Source organism: Ruegeria sp. YKSF57 (assembly GCF_059612585.1).
The window spans coordinates 38,595-63,111 of sequence record NZ_JBXWQW010000021.1 but is presented as its reverse complement, the minus strand read 5'-3'; the positions used below and the strand labels follow the sequence as shown (position 1 = coordinate 63,111).

The 24,517-nt window shown below is 61.0% G+C and carries 23 protein-coding genes; 13 read left to right on the top strand and 10 right to left on the bottom strand.

Annotation, left to right across the window (positions count from 1 at the left end; translation table 11 throughout):
* Positions 1-99 precede the first annotated feature (99 nt).
* The 4 genes from AC2FLX_RS10790 to AC2FLX_RS10775 are packed head-to-tail and all read left to right on the top strand — an operon-like array spanning position 100 to position 6,365.
* Positions 100-3,210 carry an ABC transporter transmembrane domain-containing protein gene (locus tag AC2FLX_RS10790; protein ID WP_496811176.1) on the top strand — a complete coding sequence of 1,037 codons (3,111 nt, stop codon included), beginning with the start codon at positions 100-102 and terminating at the stop codon, positions 3,208-3,210.
* On the top strand, positions 3,200-4,099 hold the full coding sequence (locus tag AC2FLX_RS10785; RefSeq protein WP_480748455.1) for a CPBP family intramembrane glutamic endopeptidase: 900 nt from the start codon (positions 3,200-3,202) through the stop codon (positions 4,097-4,099). Before AC2FLX_RS10790 ends, AC2FLX_RS10785 begins: the two co-directional genes overlap by 11 nt.
* Positions 4,100-4,158: 59 nt before the next feature.
* The gene (gene accD / locus AC2FLX_RS10780) at positions 4,159-5,094 is read left to right on the top strand and encodes an acetyl-CoA carboxylase, carboxyltransferase subunit beta (RefSeq protein WP_480748456.1); all 936 of its coding nucleotides are present in this window, start codon (positions 4,159-4,161) and stop codon (positions 5,092-5,094) included.
* A complete protein-coding gene (locus tag AC2FLX_RS10775; protein ID WP_496744288.1) occupies positions 5,091-6,365 on the top strand; it encodes a bifunctional folylpolyglutamate synthase/dihydrofolate synthase in 1,275 nt (424 codons plus the stop codon). The genes accD and AC2FLX_RS10775 overlap by 4 nt, the downstream gene beginning before the upstream one ends.
* Before the next feature lie 30 nt (positions 6,366-6,395).
* On the opposite strand, the gene zapE is transcribed toward AC2FLX_RS10775, so the two are convergent.
* Positions 6,396-7,454, bottom strand: coding sequence for a cell division protein ZapE (gene zapE, locus AC2FLX_RS10770; RefSeq protein WP_480748458.1), 1,059 nt, complete (start codon positions 7,452-7,454; stop codon positions 6,396-6,398).
* A gap of 149 nt (positions 7,455-7,603) precedes the next feature.
* Between zapE and AC2FLX_RS10765 the strand changes: the two genes are divergently transcribed.
* Complete coding sequence (locus AC2FLX_RS10765; protein ID WP_496811175.1) at positions 7,604-8,845, top strand: MFS transporter; 1,242 nt, start codon at positions 7,604-7,606, stop codon at positions 8,843-8,845.
* On the opposite strand, the gene AC2FLX_RS10760 is transcribed toward AC2FLX_RS10765, so the two are convergent.
* Together AC2FLX_RS10760 and AC2FLX_RS10755 are read right to left on the bottom strand one after the other, a co-directional pair.
* Positions 8,846-9,754, bottom strand: coding sequence for an ornithine cyclodeaminase family protein (locus AC2FLX_RS10760; RefSeq protein ID WP_496811174.1), 909 nt, complete (start codon positions 9,752-9,754; stop codon positions 8,846-8,848).
* The gene (locus AC2FLX_RS10755) at positions 9,751-10,371 is read right to left on the bottom strand and encodes an HAD family hydrolase (RefSeq protein WP_496811173.1); all 621 of its coding nucleotides are present in this window, start codon (positions 10,369-10,371) and stop codon (positions 9,751-9,753) included. The genes AC2FLX_RS10760 and AC2FLX_RS10755 overlap by 4 nt, the downstream gene beginning before the upstream one ends.
* Before the next feature lie 158 nt (positions 10,372-10,529).
* Here AC2FLX_RS10755 and AC2FLX_RS10750 point away from each other — a divergent pair, with 158 nt between their 5' ends.
* The gene (locus tag AC2FLX_RS10750) at positions 10,530-11,630 is read left to right on the top strand and encodes an adenylate/guanylate cyclase domain-containing protein (protein WP_496811172.1); all 1,101 of its coding nucleotides are present in this window, start codon (positions 10,530-10,532) and stop codon (positions 11,628-11,630) included.
* A gap of 72 nt (positions 11,631-11,702) precedes the next feature.
* Positions 11,703-12,389 carry a tetratricopeptide repeat protein gene (locus tag AC2FLX_RS10745; RefSeq protein WP_496811171.1) on the top strand — a complete coding sequence of 229 codons (687 nt, stop codon included), beginning with the start codon at positions 11,703-11,705 and terminating at the stop codon, positions 12,387-12,389.
* Positions 12,390-12,406: 17 nt separating this feature from the next.
* Here AC2FLX_RS10745 and AC2FLX_RS10740 read toward each other — a convergent pair whose 3' ends face one another.
* The 3 genes from AC2FLX_RS10740 to fghA are packed head-to-tail and all read right to left on the bottom strand — an operon-like array spanning position 12,407 to position 15,168.
* Positions 12,407-12,859: a YaiI/YqxD family protein gene (locus AC2FLX_RS10740; RefSeq protein ID WP_480748463.1), complete on the bottom strand. Its 453-nt coding sequence runs from the start codon at positions 12,857-12,859 to the stop codon at positions 12,407-12,409.
* On the bottom strand, positions 12,856-14,331 hold the full coding sequence (gene sthA, locus AC2FLX_RS10735; protein WP_496811170.1) for a Si-specific NAD(P)(+) transhydrogenase: 1,476 nt from the start codon (positions 14,329-14,331) through the stop codon (positions 12,856-12,858). Before sthA ends, AC2FLX_RS10740 begins: the two co-directional genes overlap by 4 nt.
* A 3-nt stretch (positions 14,332-14,334) precedes the next feature.
* Entirely contained in the window at positions 14,335-15,168 is an 834-nt protein-coding gene (gene fghA, locus AC2FLX_RS10730; protein ID WP_480748465.1) for an S-formylglutathione hydrolase, read from the bottom strand.
* 191 nt (positions 15,169-15,359) lie between these two features.
* On the opposite strand from fghA, the gene AC2FLX_RS10725 reads away from it, so the two are divergent.
* On the top strand, positions 15,360-15,701 hold the full coding sequence (locus AC2FLX_RS10725; RefSeq protein ID WP_480748466.1) for a cupin domain-containing protein: 342 nt from the start codon (positions 15,360-15,362) through the stop codon (positions 15,699-15,701).
* A gap of 2 nt (positions 15,702-15,703) precedes the next feature.
* On the opposite strand, the gene AC2FLX_RS10720 is transcribed toward AC2FLX_RS10725, so the two are convergent.
* Together AC2FLX_RS10720 and mbfA are read right to left on the bottom strand one after the other, a co-directional pair.
* Positions 15,704-16,627: an AEC family transporter gene (locus tag AC2FLX_RS10720; RefSeq protein WP_480748467.1), complete on the bottom strand. Its 924-nt coding sequence runs from the start codon at positions 16,625-16,627 to the stop codon at positions 15,704-15,706.
* Positions 16,628-16,671: 44 nt separating this feature from the next.
* Complete coding sequence (gene mbfA / locus AC2FLX_RS10715) at positions 16,672-17,646, bottom strand: iron exporter MbfA (protein WP_480748468.1); 975 nt, start codon at positions 17,644-17,646, stop codon at positions 16,672-16,674.
* 128 nt (positions 17,647-17,774) lie between these two features.
* On the opposite strand from mbfA, the gene AC2FLX_RS10710 reads away from it, so the two are divergent.
* The 3 genes from AC2FLX_RS10710 (at position 17,775) to AC2FLX_RS10700 (ending at position 20,410) form a co-directional block, all read left to right on the top strand.
* Positions 17,775-18,404: a TetR/AcrR family transcriptional regulator gene (locus AC2FLX_RS10710; protein ID WP_480748469.1), complete on the top strand. Its 630-nt coding sequence runs from the start codon at positions 17,775-17,777 to the stop codon at positions 18,402-18,404.
* Between the two features lie 353 nt (positions 18,405-18,757).
* The gene (locus tag AC2FLX_RS10705) at positions 18,758-19,543 is read left to right on the top strand and encodes a phosphodiesterase (protein ID WP_496811169.1); all 786 of its coding nucleotides are present in this window, start codon (positions 18,758-18,760) and stop codon (positions 19,541-19,543) included.
* A gap of 3 nt (positions 19,544-19,546) precedes the next feature.
* Positions 19,547-20,410, top strand: a complete 864-nt coding sequence (locus AC2FLX_RS10700) for an EamA family transporter (protein ID WP_496811168.1) — start codon at positions 19,547-19,549, stop codon at positions 20,408-20,410.
* Positions 20,411-20,433: 23 nt separating this feature from the next.
* Here AC2FLX_RS10700 and AC2FLX_RS10695 read toward each other — a convergent pair whose 3' ends face one another.
* The gene (locus AC2FLX_RS10695; protein WP_496744358.1) at positions 20,434-21,150 is read right to left on the bottom strand and encodes an NYN domain-containing protein; all 717 of its coding nucleotides are present in this window, start codon (positions 21,148-21,150) and stop codon (positions 20,434-20,436) included.
* A gap of 108 nt (positions 21,151-21,258) precedes the next feature.
* The gene (locus AC2FLX_RS10690; protein WP_480748472.1) at positions 21,259-22,371 is read right to left on the bottom strand and encodes an S-(hydroxymethyl)glutathione dehydrogenase/class III alcohol dehydrogenase; all 1,113 of its coding nucleotides are present in this window, start codon (positions 22,369-22,371) and stop codon (positions 21,259-21,261) included.
* 130 nt (positions 22,372-22,501) lie between these two features.
* Here AC2FLX_RS10690 and AC2FLX_RS10685 point away from each other — a divergent pair, with 130 nt between their 5' ends.
* On the top strand, positions 22,502-22,795 hold the full coding sequence (locus AC2FLX_RS10685; protein ID WP_496811085.1) for an I78 family peptidase inhibitor: 294 nt from the start codon (positions 22,502-22,504) through the stop codon (positions 22,793-22,795).
* 65 nt (positions 22,796-22,860) lie between these two features.
* Positions 22,861-24,513 (top strand): Y-family DNA polymerase, encoded by a 1,653-nt coding sequence (locus AC2FLX_RS10680; protein ID WP_496811086.1) that lies wholly within the window; start codon positions 22,861-22,863, stop codon positions 24,511-24,513.
* Positions 24,514-24,517: the final 4 nt, after the last annotated feature.

Sequence of the window (24,517 nt, the reverse complement as noted above, 5' to 3'; positions counted from 1 at the left end):
TTGTAATCGAGTGGGGCAGTGCTTACCGTCAATGTCCCGGTAGCAGTGGGTTTTTCGCGGCGCGCCGCGGATTGCTCCAGCCAGCAGAGGGACCGGGGTATGGAACCCAGTTTGTTCGCGTTCATCTGGAAGTATTCCAAACGGCAGCAGCTTGTTCTGCTGGCGCTGACCGTTATGTCCTTTCCGTTCCTCTATGCCTCGCTGGAATTGCCCAAGCGGATCATCAATGACGCCATCGGGTCGACCCGCGCCACGATCGAGCTTTGGGGCGTGACGCTGACTCAGGTGCAGTATCTTTTGGTTCTGTGCTTTGCGTTCCTGGCCACCGTTCTGGTCAGCGGCCTGATGAAGATGCGCATCAACACCATGAAAGGTGTGTTGTCCGAACGTATGCTGCGGCGTCTGCGATATACGCTCATCGGGCGGATGATGCGGTTTCCCAAGGCCTATTTCGCGACGACAAGTCAGGGCGAACTGGTGTCGATGATCACATCCGAGGCCGAACCGATGGGCGGGCTGATGGGCGATGCGGTTGCCCAGCCGGTGTTCCAGGCCGGGCAGATGCTGACCATCGTCACGTTCCTGTTCATGCAAAGCGTGTGGTTCGGTCTGGCCTCGGTGGCGTTGATCCCGTTGCAGGCCTGGCTGATCCCGATGCTGCAGCGCCAGATCAACCTGCTTAACAAGGACCGGATTCAGGAAGTCCGGCGACTGAGTTCCGAAATTGGTGAAAGCGCTGCCGGCATCAGCGACCTGCGCGCCAATGGCGGTTGGCGATACCGGATGGCGCAGTTTACCGACCGGCTGGGGCGGTTGTTCGAAATCAGGTTCAGGATCTATCAGAAGAAGTTCTTCATGAAGTTCCTCAACAACCTGATCTCGCAGATGACGCCGTTTCTGTTCTATTCGGTCGGCGGATATCTTGCGATCAAGGGCCAGATCACCGTGGGGGCGCTGGTGGCGGCGCTGGCGGCCTACAAGGATCTGTCGGGGCCGTGGAAAGACCTTTTGTTCTATTACAATCAGGTGCAGGACATGTCACTGCGCTGGCAGATTGTGACCGAACGGTTTGCCCCCCGCGACATGATCCCCGAACACTTGTTCGAAGGTCGCCCAAAGGAAATCCCGCATTTGCGCGGCGCGGTCGAACTGCGGGAGGTAACGGTCCAGGATCAGGATGGCAACATCATCCTCGAAGACATCAACCTGACCATTCCGCCCGGCGCACGTGTGGCAATCCAGTCGTCACGGGCCTCCGAACGGCAGGCGATCGCGCATCTTCTGACCCGCGAGGTTCTGCCCTCGCATGGCGAGGTTGTTGTCGCCCGCCACAAGCTCAACGATCTGCATCAGGCCGTGATTGCGGCCCGTGTCGGTTATGCCCATTCCCGCCCCTACCTGTTTGATGGAACATTGGGCGACAACCTTCTGATGCCGCTGCGGACATCTCCGCATCATCAGGGGGATGACGGATCGAGTGCACTCAGCCGAGCCCAGACCGAGGCGCAACGCGCTGGAAACAGCACCGATCCGCTGGATATGGACTGGACCGATCCGGGCCTCGCCGGGTTGGAGGATGGCGAGCAGATCCGTGACTGGTGGTTTCAGTTGGTCGAGGCGATGGGGATTGACGAGTTCATGTTCCGCCGCACCCTGCGATCGCGCCTGGATCCGGACTTGCATCCGGAGTTGGCGCAGGCGTTGGTCGATCTGCGCCCGAAGATCGCAGAGCGTATCGCCGCCAGCGGCCTTTCCGATCTGGTGCATCGCTTCCATCCCGAGCGGTTCAACCCCGCCGTTCCGTTGGGTGGCAACCTGCTTTTTGCGGCCCCCACCCAAAACATCGCGCCCGAACTTCTGGCGGGCGACGAACGCTTTATCGAAATGCTGAGCGGGCAGGGTTTGGCCGAGGAGGCGCGGGATATCGCGCTGGGCGTCATCGAGGCCCTCAAGCAGACGTTCGGACGTGACGACACCGATCACCCGCTGTTCCGGCGATTGGGCATGGAACCCGAAATGTATCACCGTCTGCTCGACATCGCCGGGCGGCGGGCGGCGCGTGGGGATCGCGCACTGGATGAGTCCGAGCGCGCCCTGCTGTTGACCGTCCCGTTCTTGCTGACGGCCGAACAGATCGGCCCCAGCTTTCCGGAAAAGTACAAGGAAAAGATCCTCTCGATCCGCCGGACTCAGGCGGAAAAACTGCGAAACGCGATGGAGGGGCTGTTTGTTCCGGTCTCGCCAGACCAGTATGTGCCGCGCCTCACCGTCATGGAAAACGCGCTGTACGGCCGCGTGTCCATCATGGCCGGCGCTCGTCTGGACGAGATCGAGGATGTGGTGGCTGAGGTCCTGAACGAGGCCGGGCTGCGCCGCCGCGTGGCCGCCATCATCTATGATCTGCCCTCTGGTCTGGGGGGCACCAATCTGCCGACCGTGTTTCAGGAACGCGCGGCATTCTCTCGCGCGGGGATCAAGCGGCCCGACATCCTGATCCTCGACAAGGCTCTGGCCAGCCACGATTCCGAAAGCCGACTGCGCACTCGGCAGAAATTGCGTGAATTGCTGCCCGATTCGATCATGATCTTCATGGAAGACCATTTTGCCCATCCCGAGGCTTATGACCTGTTCATCGAAATCCAGGATGGTCGCATCGATGGGGTTTCACGCACGCAGCTTGAACTGGGCGAAGGTGCGGCGGCCGATCTCAGCCGAAAGCTGAACATCATCGCCTCGACCGAATTGTTCGCCAAGATCGATGCACGCAACCAGCGGCTGCTGGCGTTTTCCGCGCAATGGTATGACGCGGCTGCGGGGCAAGTGATCTTTTCGAGCGGGCAATCCGCCGATGCCGCCTATCTGTGCCTGGAGGGGCGCGCGCTGCTGAGCTGGAAGGACGACGAGGGTCAGACCCGCACGATTTCGACGGTAGAACCGGGCCGCCTGATCGGCGATCTGTCGATCATCACCGGATTGCCCCGTCAATTCGACCTGATCGCGCAGGAAAAAAGCAGTTTTCTGAGAATCGGAGCCGAGGAGTTCCGTGCGGTGGTAGAAAATGACTCGTCGGTGGCGGTGCAATTGCTGGAAACGGTGGCCGGGCACCTTGTCAATGTGGCCGACCGGTTGCGTGTCGAGAAGTTCGGAGGATCCGAATCCGGCGCCACCAACGCTCCTGCCGCAGATATGGACGCCATAAATGGGCGGTGAAGGCGGTTGTCCGGCCTATTCGGCCCATGACCAGCTTGTCTTGCCGGTTCGTCCCCGGTCCGAGATCTGGCGGGTGCTGGTGGGCCTGACGCTGGTGGCGGTTGTAGTGTTTTCCCTGAACGCGGCGTTGTTCGCCCTTGTCAGCATCTCAATGTCCGAGAAATGGGTGCTGGATTTTCTGGCCGGAACCGCACCGGGGCCGATGATCACGCTTCTGGCGAGTTTCGGGTTCGTCATACTGGGGGTCGTGCTGGCCGTGCGGCAAATGCAACACCGTTCGCTTGGTTCGGTCATTGGCCCATTTCGGCAAACCGTCCACCAATTCCGCCAAGCGCTGCGCGTGCTTGTGATTCTGGGCGGTGTCATTCTGGTGCTGCCGCCCTATGACATGGGCACACCGCTGGAGCCGAACCTGCCATTCGCGCAATGGCTGATCTTGTTGCCGCTTTCCCTTTTGGCCGTCCTGATCCAGACCGGGGCCGAAGAGATCCTGTTCCGCGGCTACATCCAGCAAAGCCTGGCAGCGCGCTTTCGGTCGCCGCTGATCTGGATGGTCGTGCCGTCGGTTCTGTTTGCGATGGGGCACTACCTGCCCGCGCAGGCGGGGGATAACGCGGTTCTGATCGCGTTGTGGTCCGGTGTGTTCGGGCTGTTGATGGCCGACCTGACGGCGCGGGCCGGCACCTTGGGACCGGCAATCGCGCTGCACCTGTTCAACAACGTGATTGCGCTTCTCTTCGTCGCGTTGCCGGGCAGTCTGGACGGTCTGGCCCTGTTCCTGATTCCCTACGAGATGTCGGATACCGAGTTTCTGCGTGACTGGCTTTATGTCGATTTCGCAATGATGCTGACGGCCTGGCTGGCGGCCCGAATTGCCATCAGGCGTTGATTGCATTTCCTGACGCAGGGTCTTATGTGACCTGAACGCAGTACAATCAGGGTTCTGTCATGAACTGGATCACAAACTACGTCCGTCCGCGGATCAACTCGATTTTCTCGCGTCGCGAAGTGCCCGAGAATCTCTGGCAGAAATGCGACGAGTGCGGAACGATGCTGTTCCACCGTGAGCTGGCGGATAATCAGAACGTCTGTACCCATTGCGATCACCACATGGCGATCACCCCGCGCGACCGGTTCAGGGCGTTGTTCGATGGCGGCATCTTTACCGAGGTTGCCGTGCCTGCGCCCACCGCAGATCCGCTGCATTTCCGCGATCAGAAGAAATACCCCGACCGCATGAAGGCGGCGCAGAAGAAAACCGGCGAGAAAGAGGCGATGCTGGTCGCCGCCGGCGAGATCGGGCGCACGCCGATCATCGCCGCCGCACAGGATTTCAGCTTCATGGGCGGCTCGATGGGCATGTTCGTGGGCAACGCCATCATCGCCGCCGCGCAAGAGGCGGTGAAACTCAAGCGCCCGCTGATCCTGTTCTCGGCTGCTGGCGGCGCCCGGATGCAGGAAGGTATCCTGAGCCTGATGCAGATGCCGCGCACCACCGTCGCGGTGCAGATGCTGAAAGAGGCGGGCCTGCCCTATATCGTGGTCCTGACCCACCCCACCACCGGTGGCGTCACCGCCTCTTACGCGATGCTGGGGGACGTGCATATTTCGGAACCCAACGCGCTGATCTGCTTTGCCGGGCCGCGCGTCATCGAACAGACAATCCGCGAGAAACTGCCCGAAGGGTTCCAGCGCGCGGAATACCTGCTGGATCACGGCATGCTGGACCGGGTGACCAAGCGCACCGAGATGCGGGACGAGCTGATTACCATCACCCGCATGCTGCTGAATCTGCCGCCCGCGATTGCCGGTGATCTGCCCTCGCCGGATGTCCAGGAACCCAAGGCCGAGGCGGCCCCAGCCGAGGCTGAAGCCGAGAAATGAACGCGCCCACATCCGACCTCATCCTGGACCGGATGATGGCGCTGCATCCCAAGATCATCGATTTGACGCTGGATCGTGTCTGGCGGCTGTTGTCGGCGCTGGACAATCCGCAAGACAAGCTGCCGCCGGTGATCCACATCGCCGGAACCAACGGCAAGGGATCGACCCAGGCGATGATCCGCGCCGGGCTGGAAGCTGTTGGGCGCAGCGTGCATGCCTATACCTCGCCGCATCTGGCGCGGTTTCATGAACGCATCCGCGTTGCTGGTGAGCTGATTTCCGAACCCGACCTGACGGCGGTTCTGGATGAATGCTATACCGCCAATGGCGGCGAGAACATTACCTATTTCGAAATCACCACCTGTGCGGCCCTGCTGGCCTTTGCCCGCGCGCGGGCGGATTTCACGCTGCTCGAGGTCGGCCTTGGCGGGCGGCTTGATGCAACCAATGTCATCGACCAACCGGCAGTTTCCGTGATTACCCCGATCTCGATCGATCACGAACAATATCTGGGCAACACGCTGGCCAAGATTGCAGCGGAAAAGGCCGGGATCATCAAGCGCGGCGTGCCCTGCATCGTGGGACCACAGCCAGACGAGGCGCTGGAGGTGATCGAATCTACCGCCGCCCGGCTCGGCGCGCCGCTGATCGCCTATGGCCAGCACTGGCATGTGCACGAAGAAAACGGGCGAATGGTTTATCAGGATGAAACCGGCCTGCGCGACCTGCCGCTGCCGAACCTGATGGGCGCACATCAGGTTCAGAACGCCGGCGCGGCGCTTGCCGTGCTGCGCCATCTGGACATGGGCGATGCGGCCTATGAGGCCGCAGTGACAAATGCCTTCTGGCCCGCCCGCATGCAGCGCCTGAAAACCGGCCCTTTGGTCGAGGCCGCGCCCGAAGCCGAGCTTTGGCTCGACGGTGGTCACAACGCCGCCGCCGGTGTTGCGCTGGCGGACCTGCTGTCAAAACTGCCTGCGCGCCCGACACACCTGATTTGCGGCATGCTCAACACCAAGGATGTTACCGGCTATCTGCACCCGCTCGCGGGTCAGGCGCAAAGCCTCATAGCCGTTTCAATCCCCGGCGAAGCCAACACGCTCAGTGCTGAAGATACTGCTGCGGCGGCTGGGTCGGTCAATCTGGCCGCCGCGACCGCAGTCAGCGTGAGTGAGGCCCTGAACGCGATCATAGCCAAAGATTCCCGGGCCCGGGTGCTGATTTGCGGTTCTCTCTATCTGGCGGGCAACATCCTGCGTGAAAACGGCTGAACCGCCAAAGGCGGCGGGGGCAGCGCCCCCTTAGGCCCCCCAGCCCTCTGCCTGCATTTCGCGCAGACGCGAGGCGGTGCGTTCGAACTCAAAGGTGCCTTCGCCCTCGACATACAGCATCTCGGGTTGCGCCGCCGCCGAACAGATCAGCCGCACCTTGGCCTCGTACAAGGCGTCGATCAGGGTCACGAAGCGTTTCGCCTCGTTGAAGTTGTTGCGCGACAGGCGAGGGATATCTTCGAGCACCAGAACTTTTACCGCCTCGGCAATCGCCAGGTAATCGCCCGGCCCAAGCATCCGTCCGCACAGGTCATAGAACGACGCCCGCGCCACGCTGTTGCGAAAGGCGGGCAGAACAACCTCGCGCCCCTTGACGTGCAGCACCAGTGGTTCTGCGGGCCCTCCCGACAAATCGCGCCAGACCGCGCGGATTTTTTCCCGCGCCTCGGGGCCGATGGGCGTGAAATAGACGGGCGCTCCCTCCAGCCGATTTTGCCGGTAATCGGTGGGCGAGACCATCTCCCACACCACCAGCTGCTCCTTGATCAGCTTGATGAAGGGCAGAAACAATTGCCGGTTCAAACCGTCCTTGTACAGATCGTCCGGCACCCGGTTCGAGGTGGTGACCACCACAACGCCGGCGTCGAACAGGAACTCGAACAGGCGTCCCACGATCATCGCGTCGGTGATGTCGGTGATCTGCATTTCGTCAAAGGCCAGAACCTTGACCGATTTCACCACCTCGGCCGCCACCGGCGCCAGCGTGTCCTCGACTCCGCGTTGCCGCGCCTCATGCATCTTTGCGTGAATTTCCTGCATGAAAGCGTGGAAATGCACCCGCCGCGACGGGATGTCGCCCAACGTTTCGACAAACATGTCCATCAGCATCGACTTGCCGCGCCCGACGCCGCCCCACAGGTACAAGCCCTTGGGCGGGGGGGGCGGTTTGCGAAACAGTCCGCGCTTGACCGGTTTTGCCAGCTCCGAACGGATGCGTTCGAATTCAGGCAGCACCGCCTCCTGCGCGTCGTCCGCGTGCAAAATGCCTTCGGTCACGCGGTCGGAATATAGCGAAATCACGTCAAACATTCCTGAGGCATACCTTCCGTCTGCCGCCTTGGAAAGCGGGGAAAACCTTGCGTCATATCAATTTCCCTTATCGCCATGGCCAAATATCCTGAATTGACCCCGCATGTTTTCCCGCTAACGTCGCCGGAACAACCAACCGGGACTTCTTGATGGGTCGTTCTACCCGCTTTTTGACACCTGTCCTGATCGTCGGCTGCATCATCATCATGGTGAGCTTTGCCGTGCGTGCCTCTTTCGGTGTGTTCCAGATTCCCATCGCGGCAGAGTTCGGCTGGCTGCGCGCCGACTTTTCCATGGCAATCGCGATCCAGAACCTCGCCTGGGGCATCGGGCAGCCGATCTTTGGCGCCATTGCCGAGAAGATCGGGGATCGCCGCGCCATCGTGATGGGCGCGCTGACCTATGTTGCCGGGATGGTCCTGACGGCCTGGTCCGTGACGCCGATCGAGATGCAGCTTTACGCCTGGCTTGTGGGTTTCGGCATCGCAGGAACCGGGTTCGGCGTGGTTCTAGCCGTGGTCGGGCGGGCGTCGTCGGATGCAAACCGGTCGATGTCCCTGGCCGTCGTCACCGCGGCGGGCAGCGCCGGGCAGGTGGTGGGCGCGCCCTTTGCCGAATTCCTGCTGGGTCATTTTCAGTGGCAGCAGGTCTTTGTGATCTTTGCCGCGCTTATCCTGGCGCTTGTCCTGACGCTGCCCTTCATGCGTGCGCCGACCCCGGTCGGCAGGCAGGAGCTGGAAGAAAGCATGGGCCACATCCTGATGAAGGCGCTGCGCGACCCCTCCTATGCGATGATTTTTCTGGGGTTCTTCAGTTGCGGCTATCAGCTTTCGTTCATCACTGCGCATTTCCCCGCTTTCGTGACCGAGATGTGCGGCCCGATCCAACCGGGCGGCGTACTGCATTCGATGGGGATCACGACGACATCAGCGCTCGGCGCAGTCGCCATTTCGCTGGTTGGCCTCGCCAATATTGCCGGGACCCTGACGGCCGGGTGGGCGGGCAAGCATTTCACCAAAAAATTTGTGTTGGCAGGCATCTACACCGGGCGCACTATCGCGGCCACAGCCTTCATCCTGTTGCCGATCACCCCGACATCGGTCATCGTCTTTTCGGTGGTTATGGGATCGCTCTGGCTTGCTACCGTGCCGCTGACCTCGGGGCTGGTCGCGCATCTTTACGGACTGCGCTATATGGGTACGCTTTACGGGATCGTCTTCTTCAGCCACCAGCTTGGCGGGTTCCTGGGCGTCTGGCTGGGCGGGCGGATGTACGACCTTTATGGCGACTACACCATGGTCTGGTGGGTCGGCGTGGGGGTCGGCGCCTTCAGCGCCATCGTGCACCTGCCGATCCGCGAAAACCGGACCGGCGAGGCGCAGTTGGCCTGATCACCCCGGCCACTTGTCCAGAATGTATTTGCTGGTCATCAGATCCAGATGCGCGCCGCCGCCGTTCTTGAAAAGTGAGATTGCGCCCGGTTCATAGGAAAAGGCACCCAGATCATAGAAATCGGCCAACAGGTCCGAACGCGTGATGACCCCTTCGGCCAGCGGTGTCCTGATCTCGCCGATATGTTCGATCGTGGTGTCAAAGCTGTCCACGAAGATGCGCGACCGTCGCAAAGCCTCGTCATCGGTCTCGCGCATGTCGGGTCGATAGGCGCCGATCAGGTTCAGATGCTGCCCGGGGCGCAGCCATTCTCCCTGGATCACCGGGTCCGAGGACATCGTGGCCGAAATCACGATATCGGCCCGGTTCACCGCTTCGGCCAGATCCGCGGCCACATCGACGCCGCCCAGCGATGCCGCCAGTTCCTCGGCCTTGGACAAGGTCCGGTTCCACAGCCGCAGCCGGGCCCTTGGATAGGCGGCGCCAAAGGCTTCGCACAGGGATTGCCCCACGACGCCGACGCCGACGATCAGGATTTCACGGCTGTCCGGATTGGCCAGACGCAGCGCCCCCAACAGGCTGTCGCCAGCGGTCTTCCACTTGGTGACCAGATGAAAATCGACCAGCGCCGACAGGGAGCCGTCATGGTCGCTATAGACATTGACGGCACCGTTGATCAGCGGCTCTCCACGGTCGGGGTTGCGGGGAAAGATGTTCGCGGTCTTTACCGCCATGCCCAGCCCGTCAATCCAGGCCGCCCGCGACAATAGGGTGTCGGGATCACGATAAAGCAGCGTATCGCCAATCTCTGCCTTTGGCAGTCTGTGGCCGGCGGCCAAGGCTTCGGTCAGTTCCAACCAGTCGAGATTGGCCTCGCCTTCGGCAAAAGGGATCTGTGTGATGGTCATGTGGCCTCGCTTTCGGTCAATAGCCCCTCGGCCACCAGACGCTCGGCCCATCGCTGCGGGTCGGTGAAATGGTGCGTCTGCCAGCCGCGGGCGCGGGCAGTTTCGATATTGTCGATGCGGTCGTCTGCGAACAGCAGGGTTTCGGGCGGCAAACCGCAGTCCCGTTCGACCATTTCATAGATCGGCGCATGCGGTTTCACTCTTTGCATCCGGCCCGAGACATAGTGCCGGTCGAACTCGTTGAGAAAAGGATAAACCGTGCAGGAATAGTCGAAATTCTGCACTCCGAAATTGGTCAACGCGAACACCGGTACGCCCTTGGCCCGCAGCGCCCGTTGCAGCCGGACCGAATGCGGGATTTCCGGCGCGGCCAGTTCAATCCACTTGTCATGCCACATGCGGATTTCGTCGCGCCAGCCGGGGTATTTCTCGGCCCAGCCATAGATCGTTTCGGTAAAATGATGCCCCTGATCGACCAGATCGTTCATGCCATGCAGATCGACTTCGGCAAACATCGCCTTGCGCCGGGCTTCGCCGATCACACGGTCATAGTATCGTTCGGGCTGCCACTCGATCAGGACGTTGCCAATGTCGAAGATGACGGCGTTTACGGGCATCGGGTTCATCCTGTCGGGTTGTCAGAAACGGGGCAGGGCGAATGAACCAATTCGCAAGTGGATGTGCAAGCGCCAACTGCCAACGGCTTTGCCGTCTATGTCAGTCAAGTTTTGAGGGGGAGTAGTTTCAGTATAAGCTTCATTTCAGGGGGGATTGAATGGAACGCCGGCTGGCAGCCATCTTGGCCGCGGATGTTGTTGGATACTCGCGCCTAATGGGAAGCGACGAGGAAGGTACGGTCAGCGCCTTGAAATCCGTCCAGCGCCTTGTTGGCGAACAGGTAACCAGACATGGTGGCCGCATATTCGGAAGCGCTGGCTACAGTGTCATTGCCGAATTCGCCAGCCCGGTCGAAGCGGTTCGTTGCGCCGTGGGGGTACAAGCCGCAATCGGTAACCGGAACGACACTTTGATCGAAGAAAAGCGAATGTGCCTTCGCATGGGCATTCACCTTGGTGACGTCATGGCGGATGGCGACAACCTTTTGGGCGACGGGGTAAACATTGCCGCCCGGCTCGAAACTATGGCCCCGTCCGGTGGCATCTGCATCTCGAAGCCGGTCGCAGAGCAGATTGCAGGCAAGGTGGATGTCACATTTGGCAATTTTGGCAGTCATGTGCTGAAGAACATTTCCCAGCCTGTTGAGGTCTGGACGTGGCCACCTGAGGCAGCCAGGAAAGCGAAATTCAGCAGGGTGCGGAAAGGCTTGGGGATCGCTGCGGGCGCAGCGGCCGCCGCAGCGCTTGGGTTGGTGTTCTTGTTCGGGCGCGACGACGAAGACAATCCCGGTTTGCCCACCGGCGCCAGGATTGCGATCCTTCCCTTTGAAGATGTCGGAGGCGCGCCTGAGGAAGCTTTCTTTGGCCAGGGGCTGACCCGCGACCTGAATGCGATGCTGTCCAAATCATCGAACCTGTTCGTGATTGCGCCAGAAGCGAGCAGCGCATATCGCGACGACCCAAGCTGCGACGTGATCCGGGATGAGCTGGGTGCCGACTATATCCTGGGAGGCACGGTTCGCCGGTCGAATGATCACCTGAGGATCACCACAACTTTTACAGATGCAAAGACATGCCGTCAGTTGCCTGCGCCCGGTCCGTTTGACCGGGATTTGAGTGTGCAGGACCTGCTGGACATACAGATCGAGATTGCCAGCAAGGTTGCGGCGCAGGTCGGTTCAAGCGACGCGCCGCTGTTTCAGGCCAGCGTCCAGCAGGCGATCCGCGACAAGGCGCCGGAAAACCTTGAAGCGTATTAATGCTATCTGCTGGCTTTCTGGTTCTACCAGACATTCAGCCTGGAGGCGCACCGCAAGGCGCGTGACTGTTTGTTGCGAACCGTCGAAGAAGAGCCCGGGTTCTCCTTGGGGTGGTCGCGACTGGCTTTCAATCATCTGGAATCCAAGAAACGGTCCCTTGATACCGCTCCGAATTGGGCGCAGCTGGCACGCGATGCAGCCAACCGGGCGCTGGAAGTAGACCGCGACAACCCCGATGCCTATTACGCGCTGGCGATTTTGAGTCAGATGGTCGGTGATGACAAAGCCGTCTTCCTGAACCATGCAAACAGGGCCATCGAACTGAACCCCAATGATTCCTGGATTTTGGCCGATCTCGGGATCTTTCTGGCCTATTCCGGAGAGTGGGAGACGGGCAAAGATTGGATTTCACGCGCGCGCGAACTCAACCCCAAGCTCCATCCCGGATATGACAACGCTTGGGTGCTGCATGCCTATGCCCAAGGTGATTACGAAGCGGCTCGCAATCATCTTTTGAGCATGGGAACGCCAAGTGGGCCGATGAGCCTGACCACGTTGACGGCCATTTATGCAATGAACGGAGAAGACGAAAAAGCCAGAGAGACGGCGGCTGTCCTGACAGATCAACACACCGAGTTCCTGGATGACCCCCGGGCACCCTACCGCGCGCGCGGAATGCCGGGTGACTTTATCGAGCGCCTGATGGACGGGTTGGAAAAGGCCGGGTTGGACGTGCCACCAAATGACCCCGAACATTAAGTCTGTGGAATGGTTGCCTAGCTCCGCTGCGCTGTCCTGATTTCCCGTTCCAGCGCGTCCAGAAACCGAGACCGGTCGGCCTTGGAAAACGCCTTGCCGCCGCCGCCAGCCCCAAGTGGGTTGGCGGCGCGCAGATCGGCCATCAGGTCGCGCATCGCCAGTTGCTGGCCGATATTGGCGGCTGTGAACGCCTCGCCATTGGGGCGCAGAACCCGCGCCCCCGTCTCGACGCATTTTGCCGCCAACGGAATGTCAGAGGTTACCACCACATCCCCCTTGCCGCAGCGCTCGGCGATCCACTTGTCCGCCTCGTCCGCGCCTTCGGCTACGATCACAACCTGCACCAGCGGGTTTGGCGATGGGCGCAGCCCGCCATTCGATACCAGCATCATGGGCAACCGATGCCGCGTCGCGACCCGCTCGGCCTCGGCCTTGACGGGGCAGGCGTCGGCATCGACGTAAAGCGTCACGCCTTTTTGGCCTTTTTCTCCGCCACCTCGGATTCGGTTTTGACCGCGACCGGCTTCTTGCGCACCTTGAACTCGTCCGGGATCGGCATGCGGTTGAAAGCGTCGAGACCGGCGATCTTATAAGCCTCGGCCAGGGTCGGATAGTTAAAGGTGTTCTGCACGAAGTAATCCACCGTCCCTTTCAGGTTCAGCACCGCTTGAGCGATGTGGATCAACTCGGTTGCGCCTTCGCCCACGATCTGCACCCCCAGCACCCGCCGGGTCTTGAGCGAAAACAGCATTTTCAGCATGCCGTGTTCCAATCCCATGATATGCCCGCGCGAGGTTTCTCGGAACCGTGCAACGCCCACTTCATAGGGGATACCGCGTTCCTGCAATTCCTCTTCGGACATGCCGCAGGTCGACATCTCGGGGACCGAGTAAATGCCGTAAGGGTACCAGGGGCTTTCTGGCAGGGTCGGTGTCTCCAGCGCGTGGCAGGCGGCAACGCGCCCCTGCTGCAGCGAGGTCGAGGCCAGCGAGGGGTGCCCGATCACATCGCCAGTGGCATAGATATGCGGCACGGCGGTCTGATAGGTCTTGCGGTCCACATCCAACCGGTTGCGGTGGTCGGTTTCCAGCCCCACAGCCTTGAGGTTCAGGGCCGAGGTCGCACCCATGCGCCCGGCGGCAAACAGCAGCATTTCCGCGCGCACGTGGCGGCCGTTGGCCAGACTGACTTCGACATGGGTGCCCGCATCCTCGATCTTTTCAACCGCTGAACCCAGCCGTAGATCGACACCGTTTTCGCGGATCTGGTGGGTGAACTCCTGAATGAGGGTTCGGTCGATGAAATCCAGGAAGGTCTCGCGCGGTTCGATCAGCGTCACCCGGACATCCAATGCCGAGAACATGGTGGCATATTCCACCCCGATCACACCCGCGCCGATGACAACCAGCGAGCGGGGGATCTCATCCATTTCAAGAAATTCATCGCCGTCCACGACGGTCTTGCCGTTGAACGGAACATAGTCGGGCCGATAGGTTTGGGTTCCGGTCGCGATCAGGAACTTGGCGGCGGTCAACCGGGCCGTCTCGCCAGTGTCCGCAGTCACCTCGATCTCGTGCGGGCCGATGAATTTCGCCAGTCCGTTCAGCGTTTCCACGTGGTTCCGGTTGAACTGGTGTTCCAGCACGTCGACCTGATAATCGAGCGTCTTGTGCAGACGTCCCTTCAGATCGTCGGCGCTGATCTGATCCTTGACGCGATAGGCCAGCCCGTAAAAGCTGCGCTCGCGCCAGCCCGACAGATTCAGTACCGTTTCGCGCAGGGTCTTGGACGGAATGGTTCCGGTGTGCACTGATACCCCGCCCAGCCGGTCCTTGCGGTCGATGACCAGAACCTTGCGCTTCAGCTTGCCCGCTTGGATCGCCGCGGATTTCCCCGAGGGGCCAGAGCCGATGATGATCAGATCATAGTCGAACTTGCTCATGGCTCACTCCCCATACAGCGCTTCGGCGTGGAATGAGATGTGATCTTCCATGAAGGTCGACACGAAGAAATAGGAATGGTCGTATCCGGGCTGCAAGCGATTGGTGGCCTGCTGGCGGCGTTCGGCGATGGCATGGGCCAGCGCCTCTGGGCGCAGCAGGTCAATGAACTGGTCGCTGGTGCCGGTGTCGATCAGGATCGGCCCGTCAAAGCCCTTTTCCTTCATCAACAGGCTAGAGTCGTGTTTCGCCCACGCGGCCTCATCATCCCCCAGATAGGCGCTCAGTTGCTTGCGGCCCCAGTTGCTGCCCGTCGGGTTCGAGATTGGCGCAAAAGCCGAGACCGAGCGAAACCGCCCGGGCAGGTTCATCGCCAGGGTCAGAGCGCCATGCCCGCCCATCGAATGCCCGGTGATTGCCTGCCGATCGCCGTCGATGGCGAAATGCTCGGTCAGCAGCGCGGGCAGTTCCTCGGCCACATAGGTCCACATATTGAAGTGCGGCGCCCAGGGCTTTTGCGTGGCGTTGACATAAAAACCTGCCCCCTGGCCCAGATCGTAGTCTTCATGATCGGCCACGCCTTCGCCGCGTGGCGAGGTGTCGGGAAACACCAACGCGATCCCCTGTTCGGCGGCCCAGCTTTGCGCGCCCGCCTTTGTCATGGCGTTTTCGTGAGTGCAGGTCAGGCCCGACAGATACCACAGAACCGGAACTGGCCCATCCTTGGCTTCGGCGGGCAGAAACAAGCCAAAGGTCATGTCGCAACTGGTCGCGGCGCTTGCATGCCGGTACACACCCTGCACGCCGCCAAAGGCCTTGTTCTCGGAAACGGTTTCCATAATCGGGCTCCTTATTCAGTTGGCCTATCGCTACCCTTTGATGGCCGCAGGGTCCAGCGGGTGCGCGGCAGGATTGCCGTTTTTTGCGGCAGAAACCCGGGTAAACTGTCCCACATGGCAAGCGCTGCCGCGCTGGACATGCGCCAAAAAAACGGTGAAACAATTCAAGTTGACCGCAAGGGGCCGCGAACATGAGCACTTTTCTGAAACTGACGACCGATGCTGTGGAACCGGAAACCGAACGTCCGGCTCCCGAAAAGGTGATCTTTGGCGATCCCGTTTTCACCACATGGAACGCGGAAGAAATCGATGGCCTGTACTGTGGCATCTGGCAGTCAACGCCCGGCAAATGGCGGATATCCTATGACGAATGGGAGTATTGCCGCATTCTGGAGGGCCGCTCGATCATCACCGGCGATGACGGGACAGAATATCCGCTGCAAGCCGGCGACAGTTTCATCCTGCGCCCCGGTTTCAGGGGCACTTGGGAGGTGATCGAAACCACACGCAAGGATTATGTGATCCGTTTTTGACCTCAGGTGATCCAGGCGATTACCGCCGGGACCGTCAGGATCGACAGCACCGTCGAGATCAGGATGGCGGCTGAGGCCCGATGCGGCGCGACACCATAATGCGCCGCCAGCATATAGACATTGCCCGCCACCGGCAGCGCGGCGGCGGCGATGGCGACGGTGGCGGCGAATGGATCGACCGGGATCAGCCACAACAGCGCAACCGCGACCAATGCGGGATGGACGGCCAGTTTACAGAAACTGAGCCAGCCCGCGATCTGAACCCGCTCGGCCGACTTGCTGGCAAGTGACGCGCCGATGGCGAACAGCGCGCCGGGCGTCGCCGCGCCACCCAGAATGGTCAGGAAGTTTTCCAGCGGCGCCGGAACCGGCAGCCGGATGGCAGACCAAAGAAGGCCGATGCTGATCGACACGATCATCGGGTTTTTAAGCAGGCCGACCCCGATCAGCCGCAGGGTACCCAGTGTCAGTTTCCCGTCCCGCCCGCCGTTGATCAGGATGACGATGAGCGACGAAAACACCACCAGATCGACTGTCAGGACCAGCATCATCGGCCCGATCGCGGCTTCGGTGAACAACAGGGCCATCATGGGAAGCCCCAGAAAACCCACGTTGCCGATGGCGGCGCATTGCGCCTCGACCGCCGCTGTCGGCACATCAAGCCCGCGCAGATAGGCCACCAGCGTCGCCAGCGCATAAACGCCGGCGGTGCCGATCAGATAGCCAATTATCAGCCGGCCATCGAAAATCTCGGCAAAGGGCAGGGTGGCCGAGAACCGGAACAGCATCGCCGACAGGGCGAAATAGAACACGAATTTGGTCAGATAGGCCGTGGCGTCTTCGGTAAAGAATCGGCTGCGCCCGGCCCAGTATCCCAGGCCGATGATCGCAAAGAAGGGTAATGTGCGCAGGAATATCTCGACCATGGTGAAATTGGTAACATGATTTTACCGATTAACAAGTCCGTGCGTCACCCGCTGCCGATCAGGATACCGGCGGCCAGAACCAGTGCACCACCCAGAACCACCTGGAACGCCGCACGGAAGAAAGGCGTTTCCATATACCTGTTCTGAATCCACGCAATTGCCCACAGCTCAAAGAACACGATAATCACAGCGATGGTTGTCGCGGTCCAGAATTCGGGAATCAGATAGGGCAGAGCGTGACCCAATCCGCCCAACGTGGTCATGACGCCCGAGGCAAGGCCGCGTTTCACCGGAGACCCGCGCCCCGACAATTCCCCATCGTCCGAGGCTGCTTCGGTAAAGCCCATCGAAATACCCGCCCCGACCGAGGCAGCGACGCCGACCAGAAACGTGGTCCACGTATCCTGGGTGGCAAACGCGGTGGCAAAGATGGGGGCCAGCGTCGACACAGACCCGTCCATCAACCCGGCCAAACCCGGCTGCACCCAGGTCAGAACGAATTGCCGGTGCGCGGTTGCATCCTCGGTTGCGCGGATTTCGTCATCCAGATGCGTTTGCTCCAGTTCCGACGCGGTGGCCTGGTGCCCGGCCTCTGCCGCCGCCAGATCGCCCAGAAGCTTGCGGGTTGCGGCATCCGACGTGCGTTTTGCCGCAGCCAGATAGAACCGCTCGGCGTCACGCTCCATCGCTTCGGCCTCGGTCCGGATACGGTCGATACCCAAATTCTCTACCAGCCAGACGGGGCGGCGCGCATAATATCCCGCCACGTGTTCACGCCGGATCAGCGGGATTACCGGGCCGAACCGCGACTCATGCAGGGCGATCAGGCGGGCACGGTGCTGGTCTTCCTCCGCCGCCATCCCGTCGAATATCTTGGCGGTCGCCGGATAGTCGCCGCGCAGCATCTCGGCATAGGATCGATAGATGCGCGCATCGTCCTCTTCCGACGAAATGGCCAGCGCGATGACCTCTTGCTCGGACAGGTCGCGGAAGTGTTTGCGCTGAGTAAGAAATCGCATTGCCTGCCTCATTATTAGAACGGTTCTAAGATAGTAATTGCGCTAGATCATGCAACTGCTTCCGCGAATCGTTGAAACTGAACTGAACGGTTTATACATTTGATAGACCGAATATCGCAGGGGACACCATGACTCAGAGCGCCGCAATCCTTCGCACCGGTCGAAAATTCGATCAGGTCCTGCAAGGCGCGCGCGAGGTTTTCATGGCGGACGGGTTCGAAGGCGCCAGCGTAGATGACATTGCGCGCGTGGCGGGCGTTTCCAAGGCGACGCTTTACAGCTATTTCCCCGACAAGCGGCTTTTGTTCATGGAGGTGGCGCAGACCGAGTGCCGCCTGATGTCCGAACGCATTCTGTCGATGATCGACGAATCAAAGCCAGCACGCGAGGTCCTGACTATCGCGGCCACGCAGTTGACCGGGTTTCTGGTGTCGGATTTCGCGCAGAAGGTGTTCCGCATCTGCATGGCCGAACGGGATCGTTTCCCCGAGCTTGGACAGGCTTTCTATGCGGCCGGTCCCGAGAACGGCCAACGCCAGATGACCGAATATCTGGAAAAGGCCGTCGCCAAGGGAGAACTGGTGATCGACGACGTCCAGATCGCCGCCGAGCAGTTTTCGGAACTGTGCAAAACCCGCTTGTGGATGCGCGCGGCCTTTGGCATCCAGAGCCGTTTTTCGCAGGAAGAGATCGACGAGGTAGCCCTGCAGGCTGTCGATACCTTCATGGCTCGGTATGGGGCGAAAAAAGCGTCTTGAAATACGTCGCCATCCTCAATTGATCTGCATTACCAGTTGGTCAATCCCGCCTGTTTAGCTTTTGATCCGTGGAGGCTTGGAAAGATCGTATGCATCTTCGCCGCGATTTCGACCTCCGCTTCCAGCATTCTCACTGTAAAAGGTAATGGTCTGAGCGGCCATTCTATCATCGAGAACCAGATACCTCAGGTGTTCTCTCGGTCGCGCCGGACATGACGCCGGTCGTCAAAGCCAAACCGAACCCGTGAAACATGTCGCGTTCAGGCGAGAAGGTCACCGAACTGGTTGTCAAGCCTTGTGCGACAGTTGGATATCGTCAATGTCCAGTATGCAGATCATAGGGAAATATGCGGATGAAGTTCATTCATATCACGGACATCCATCTTGTTCGCGGGGACGGCCCGTTGAACGGCGGTGTGCCTTCCGAACGGCTGGACGCCTGTCTAAACGACATCGAACAGTGGCACGCCGATGCTGCCTTTTGCGTGATTTCGGGCGACCTGGCCGAATTTGCCGAGGCCGAGGCCTATGAGGCGCTCAAGGCGCGTTTGGCTGCTTTCCCGCTGCCCTGCTTTCTGCTGATCGGCAATCATGACGATCGGGCTGTGTTCCAATCGGTTTTCCCCGACCATCCCAAGGACGCCAACGGCTTTGTCCAGCACCGGCACGAGACAGACCAGGGTGTTTTCCTGTTCCTCGACTCCACCAAGAACGGGCAGGGCGTGCATGAAGGGCAGCTTTGCCCCGACCGTCTGGACTGGCTGAAGGCGCAACTTGCCCAAGCCGGGAACAAACCCACCTATCTGTTCCTGCATCACCCGCCCTTCGACATTGGCATCCCTTTTGTGGACGAAATCCGGCTGGTCGAGGCCGACGCGTTTGCCGAAACCCTTAAGCACGGGCGCAACATCCGGCACGTGTTTTTTGGCCATGTGCATCGCATGACCTATGTGAACTGGCGTGGTATCCCATTCACCAGCTTGCCCAGCCTCAACCACCAGATCCCGCTGAACGCGGCCAGCGTCGACGGTGCATTCTGTGACGAGCCTCCGGCCTATGGTGTGGTGCAGATCGGGGATGACCAGTTGACGGTGCATTTCAACACTTTCCTGCAGCGCAACCCCCTGCACCAGACCTGAGGTATGGAGCTGTACTTGATTGCCCTTGTCCTGATCTCGGCGGTGACTCACCCGCTGCGGGACCTGACACTGAAGGGGGCGGCGCATCCGGTGTCGTGCTATGTCGGGGTGTCGTCGACGTGGGTGATCCTGGCGGCGGTTCATACGCTTGCGACCGGGCAAGACCTGAGTCTGCCGCGCGAAACCTGGCCCTTTGTGGTGATTTCGGCCCTTGGGCTGACATTGTATTACTACGGCACCCTGTCGGCCCTGCGGCGTGGAAACCTGTCGGTCTATTACCCGATCATCCGATCCTCGCCGATCGCCATTGTCGCTTTCAGCTGGCTGGCGCTGGATCAGCAATACTCGTGGCTTACCCTGCTGGGGATCGCGCTGGTTCTGCTGGGCAGCCTGATGATCCAGAAATCGCCGGGCGGTTTGCTGCACGATCACAAGGCGTTCGCGCTGGCGGTCATGGCGATGCTGGGTTCTGCGGCCTATTCGTTGAGCGATGCCAATGCAATGCGACAGGCCGACCCGGCGCCTTTCCTGTTTTATACCTATGTTCTGGTGACGCCACTGCTTGCCGGTATCAGGGCGTGGGAAGATCGCCGCCTGTCGGCCCCGTTTCTGGGGGTCGTGCGCGGCTGGACGCTGGCGCCGGGACGTATCATTTTTGCCGGGATCGCGTCCTATCTGTCCTACCTGTTCATCCTGACCGCCTTTCAGCTTGGGGCCGAGGCCGCGTCGGTCAGCGCGGTACGGCAGGCGTCGATTCCGGTTTCGGTGGTCCTTGCCGCTGTAATCCTGAAAGAGCCCCGCTTTCTGCACCGCATCGGCTGGGCCAGCCTGATCGCGCTGGGGATCTTGTCGATTACGCTGTCTTGAGGCGTGCGCTTGGACAAAGAGCGTCAGTCATCGCGCGTCTTGATTTTGAAACCACCGTTGTCCCCAGTTTCCTGGAAACGACCGATTGCGCGTACTAGGTCGCTTAATCTTTTGAAACCAAAGGTGCGCGCGTCGAAATCGGGATAGCGCTTGCCCAGCTCGCTGCCGACATAGCTCAGACTTGCCCAACCATCCGGCTCCTTCGTGTTGAGCACGACATTTCGTATAAGTTGATAAGCTTTGTTCAAGTCCGGTTTCTGCGCCAAAGATTTATCGTTTGCGGCCTCGGGCGCGACATTTGGCTCCAGGTTCTCGATATAGATGAAGCGTTTGCATGCCGCGACAAATGCTGCGGGCGTCTTCCTCATTCCTATTCCGATGACACTCAGACCTTGTTCCCGGATGCGGCTCGCCAAGCGAGTGAAATCGCTGTCGGAAGAGATCAGCACAAAACCGTCAAATCGGGCAGAGTGCAATATGTCCATCGCATCAATGACGAGTGCGATGTCGCTGGAATTCTTGCCAGTCGTATTGGCGAACTGCTGGTGTGGAACGATGGCATGCTGCGCCAGCGTTTCCTTGTCCCAACCCTGTGGCGATCCGTTGGAGAAATCTCCATAAATCCGTCGGATGCTGGCTTCGCCGAGGGAAGCGACCTCGTCAAAGATGGCTTGCGCGTGTTTAGCGGCGATGTTGTCGGCGTCTATCAGTACAGCCAGTCGGTCACTTCGTTTTTCAATCACTTCAATTCCCCAGATCAACCAATGGTTTAGAGTTAAGAGTGATTTTTCCCATTAATAGAGGCGGGCGAAAGTTTCCGCCCGCCTCACCACCCGCCCGAAGCGGGATCAATAAATCACGACACTCCGGATGCTTTCGCCGGCATGCATCAGATCAAAGCCCTTGTTGATGTCGTCCAGACCCATGGTGTGGGTAATCATCGGGTCGATCTCGATCTTGCCTTCCATGTACCAGTCGACGATCTTGGGCACGTCGGTACGGCCTCGCGCGCCGCCGAACGCGGTGCCGCGCCACGAACGGCCGGTGACCAGCTGGAACGGGCGGGTCGAGATTTCGGCCCCCGCAGGCGCCACGCCGATGATGATCGATTCACCCCAGCCCTTGTGCGCAGACTCGAGCGCCGCGCGCATCACACCAACGTTGCCGGTGGCATCAAACGTATAATCCGCACCGCCCTTGGTCAGGTTGACCAGATAGGGCACCAGATCACCTTCAACCTCGGACGGGTTCACAAAGTCGGTCATGCCGAATTTGGTGGCCATTTCCACCTTGGCGGGGTTCAGGTCGACGCCGACGATCTGGTCTGCTCCGGCCAGACGCAGGCCCTGAATGACGTTCAGGCCGATCCCGCCCAGACCGAACACGATGGCGCGGCTGCCGATTTCCACCTTGGCCGTGTTGATTACCGCGCCGATGCCGGTGGTCACGCCGCAGCCGATATAGCAGATCTTGTCGAACGGCGCGTCCTCGCGCACCTTGGCCAGCGCGATTTCAGGCAGCACCGTGTGGTTCGAGAAGGTCGAGCAGCCCATGTAATGCAGGATCGGATCGCCATCCAGCGTCGAAAAGCGCGAGGTGCCGTCGGGCATCAGGCCCTGACCCTGGGTCGTCCGGATCGCCTGACACAGGTTGGTCTTGGGATGCAGGCAGTATTCGCACTCGCGACATTCCGGCGTGTAAAGCGGGATCACGTGATCGCCCGGCTTCAGGCTGGTCACGCCTGGGCCGACCTCGACCACCACGCCCGCGCCTTCGTGGCCCAGAATGGCCGGGAACAGGCCTTCGGGGTCAGCGCCCGACAGGGTGAACTCGTCGGTGTGGCAGATGCCGGTGGCCTTGATTTCGACCAGTACCTCGCCCGCTTTGGGTCCTTCGAGGTTCACGTCCATCACTTCCAAGGGTTTGCCCGCCTGAAGGGCAACAGCGGCACGGGTACGCATGATGCAATTTCTCCCTGTTAATTTCGCACGACCCTGCGTCAATTACAGGGATTCTTCAACACTCGTTTCATCGCAGGCCGGTTTGCAATAAGATCACACAGAACCGACATCACCGCGTGAAGGAGCGCCAATGTACCGATTTCTCATGGTTTTACCTCTGCTGGCCGCGTGCGGAGGAACCGAACCCGTGGATACGGGTGACCCCGGCCCTGCACCAGAACCGGCCCCGGTCGATTTGACCTTTTGCGACGGGGAAGCTTTTGCCGGCGCCGTAGGGCAACCGGTATCCGGCATTCAGGCCAGCCTGCCGGACAAGGCGCGGGTGCTGGAGCCCGACAGCATCGCCACGCAGGATTACCGCATCGACCGGTTGAATGTTTTTGTGGATGACAGCGGTATCATTCAGCGGCTGACCTGCGGCTAGGCCCCTCTCGACTCGGTGGGTGATTCCCGGATAAGAACAAATAAAGAACATTTGTTGTTGCCCGGATGTCCAGACGCCGAATACTTTCGCTTTGGTTCCCCCGCCTTGGGGCGGAACGGCTGGTGCGCGCCGCGCGCGGTCTGCAATCCGGCCCCTTGGCCGTGGTGGCCGAACAGGCGAACATGCAGGTCATCACCTCGCTCAATGCCGAAGGGCAGGCCGCCGGTCTGCATGTGGGACAGCCGGTGCGTGACGCCCATGCCATGTGCGCGGTCCTGATCACCCGCCCCCGCAATGCGCCCGCCGAGGCCGCGTTTCTGGCCGCGCTCCGGCGCTGGGCGGGAAAGTTCAGCCCCTGGGTGGCCGAAGAACCGCCCGACGGGCTGGTCATCGACCTGTCGGGCTGTGCGCAACTGTTCGGAGGTGAACAGGCGCTGCTGGACGTCATCGAAACCGACTGCGCCGATATGGGGCTGGGTGTACAAACGGGTATCGCCGACACGCTGGGCGCGGCCTGGGCTCTGGCGCGGTATGCGGGGCAGCAGGTCGCGTCGAACCGCAACGGCGACGCCATCAGCCAGGAGGCCCGCGCCACCCGCGCCCGCGCCGGAAAACGGCGGCACTGGACGCGCGGTGGCGCCGCGCCGCAGGTGTCGGCGTCAAGCGGCGGTGCCCGGATCGCGCCGCCGGGGCAAAGTTATGGTGCGCTCAGCCCGTTGCCGGTGGCCGCGCTCAGGCTGGAGGATCAGACCGTCGCCCAACTGAACCGTCTGGGCCTGCGCCGGATCGGCGATCTGCTGGGCCAGCCCCGCGCCAGCCTTGCGCGGCGGTTCGGGCGGGGGCTGGTGCTGCGGCTGGATCAGGCCATGGGCAGCGCGCCCGAACCGGTCTCGCCCGCCCGTCCGGCGCATCATTTCGCGGTGCGGATGACCCTGCCCAATCCGATCGGGCTGCACGAGGATGTCATGGCCGCCATCGACCGGATGCTGCCTGTGCTCTGCACCCGGCTCGAGGAAAAGGGGCGCGGCCTGCGTGGTCTGCGGCTCGAGGCGCACCGCACCGATCAGGCCGCCGAAATCGTCGAGATCGGGCTGGCGCGGCCCGGTTTCGACCCGCACCGTATCCGCCCCCTGCTCGAGATGAAGGTCGATCGGATCGACGCGGGGTATGGCATCGACATGCTGCGGCTAGAGGCGGTCCAGACCGAACCGGTCCATGCCCGCACCGTCACCGGCCATGCCGAGGCCAACCGCGCCGTGCGCGACCGGCTGGCGGGCAACACCGCAGTCGATGACCTTACGGCCAAGCTGGGCGCGCGGGTGGGGCTGGAGACGATCACCCGCCGCCACCCTGCCTCGTCCCACATCCCCGAGAAATCCGCCCAGATCCTTGCTGCGGCCTGGTCCGAACCCGCGCGCGACTGGCCCTCCCCCCCGCGCCCGCGCCCCCTGCTGATGTGGCGCCCCGAACCGGTGACGGCCCCGGACGGCCCCACCATACCCGACCGGTTTCGTTGGCGCGGGCGGGACTGGCAACTGGCTCAGGCCACCGGCCCCGAGCGCATCGCGCCGGAATGGTGGCTGGACGACCCCGATTGGCGTAGCGGCGTGCGCGACTATTGGGTGGTGGTGACCGAACAGGGCGACCGGCTGTGGCTGTTCTATGGCCACGGCGGAGCCATGTCTCCGGGCTGGTTCTGTCAGGGGAGCTTTGCGTGACGAT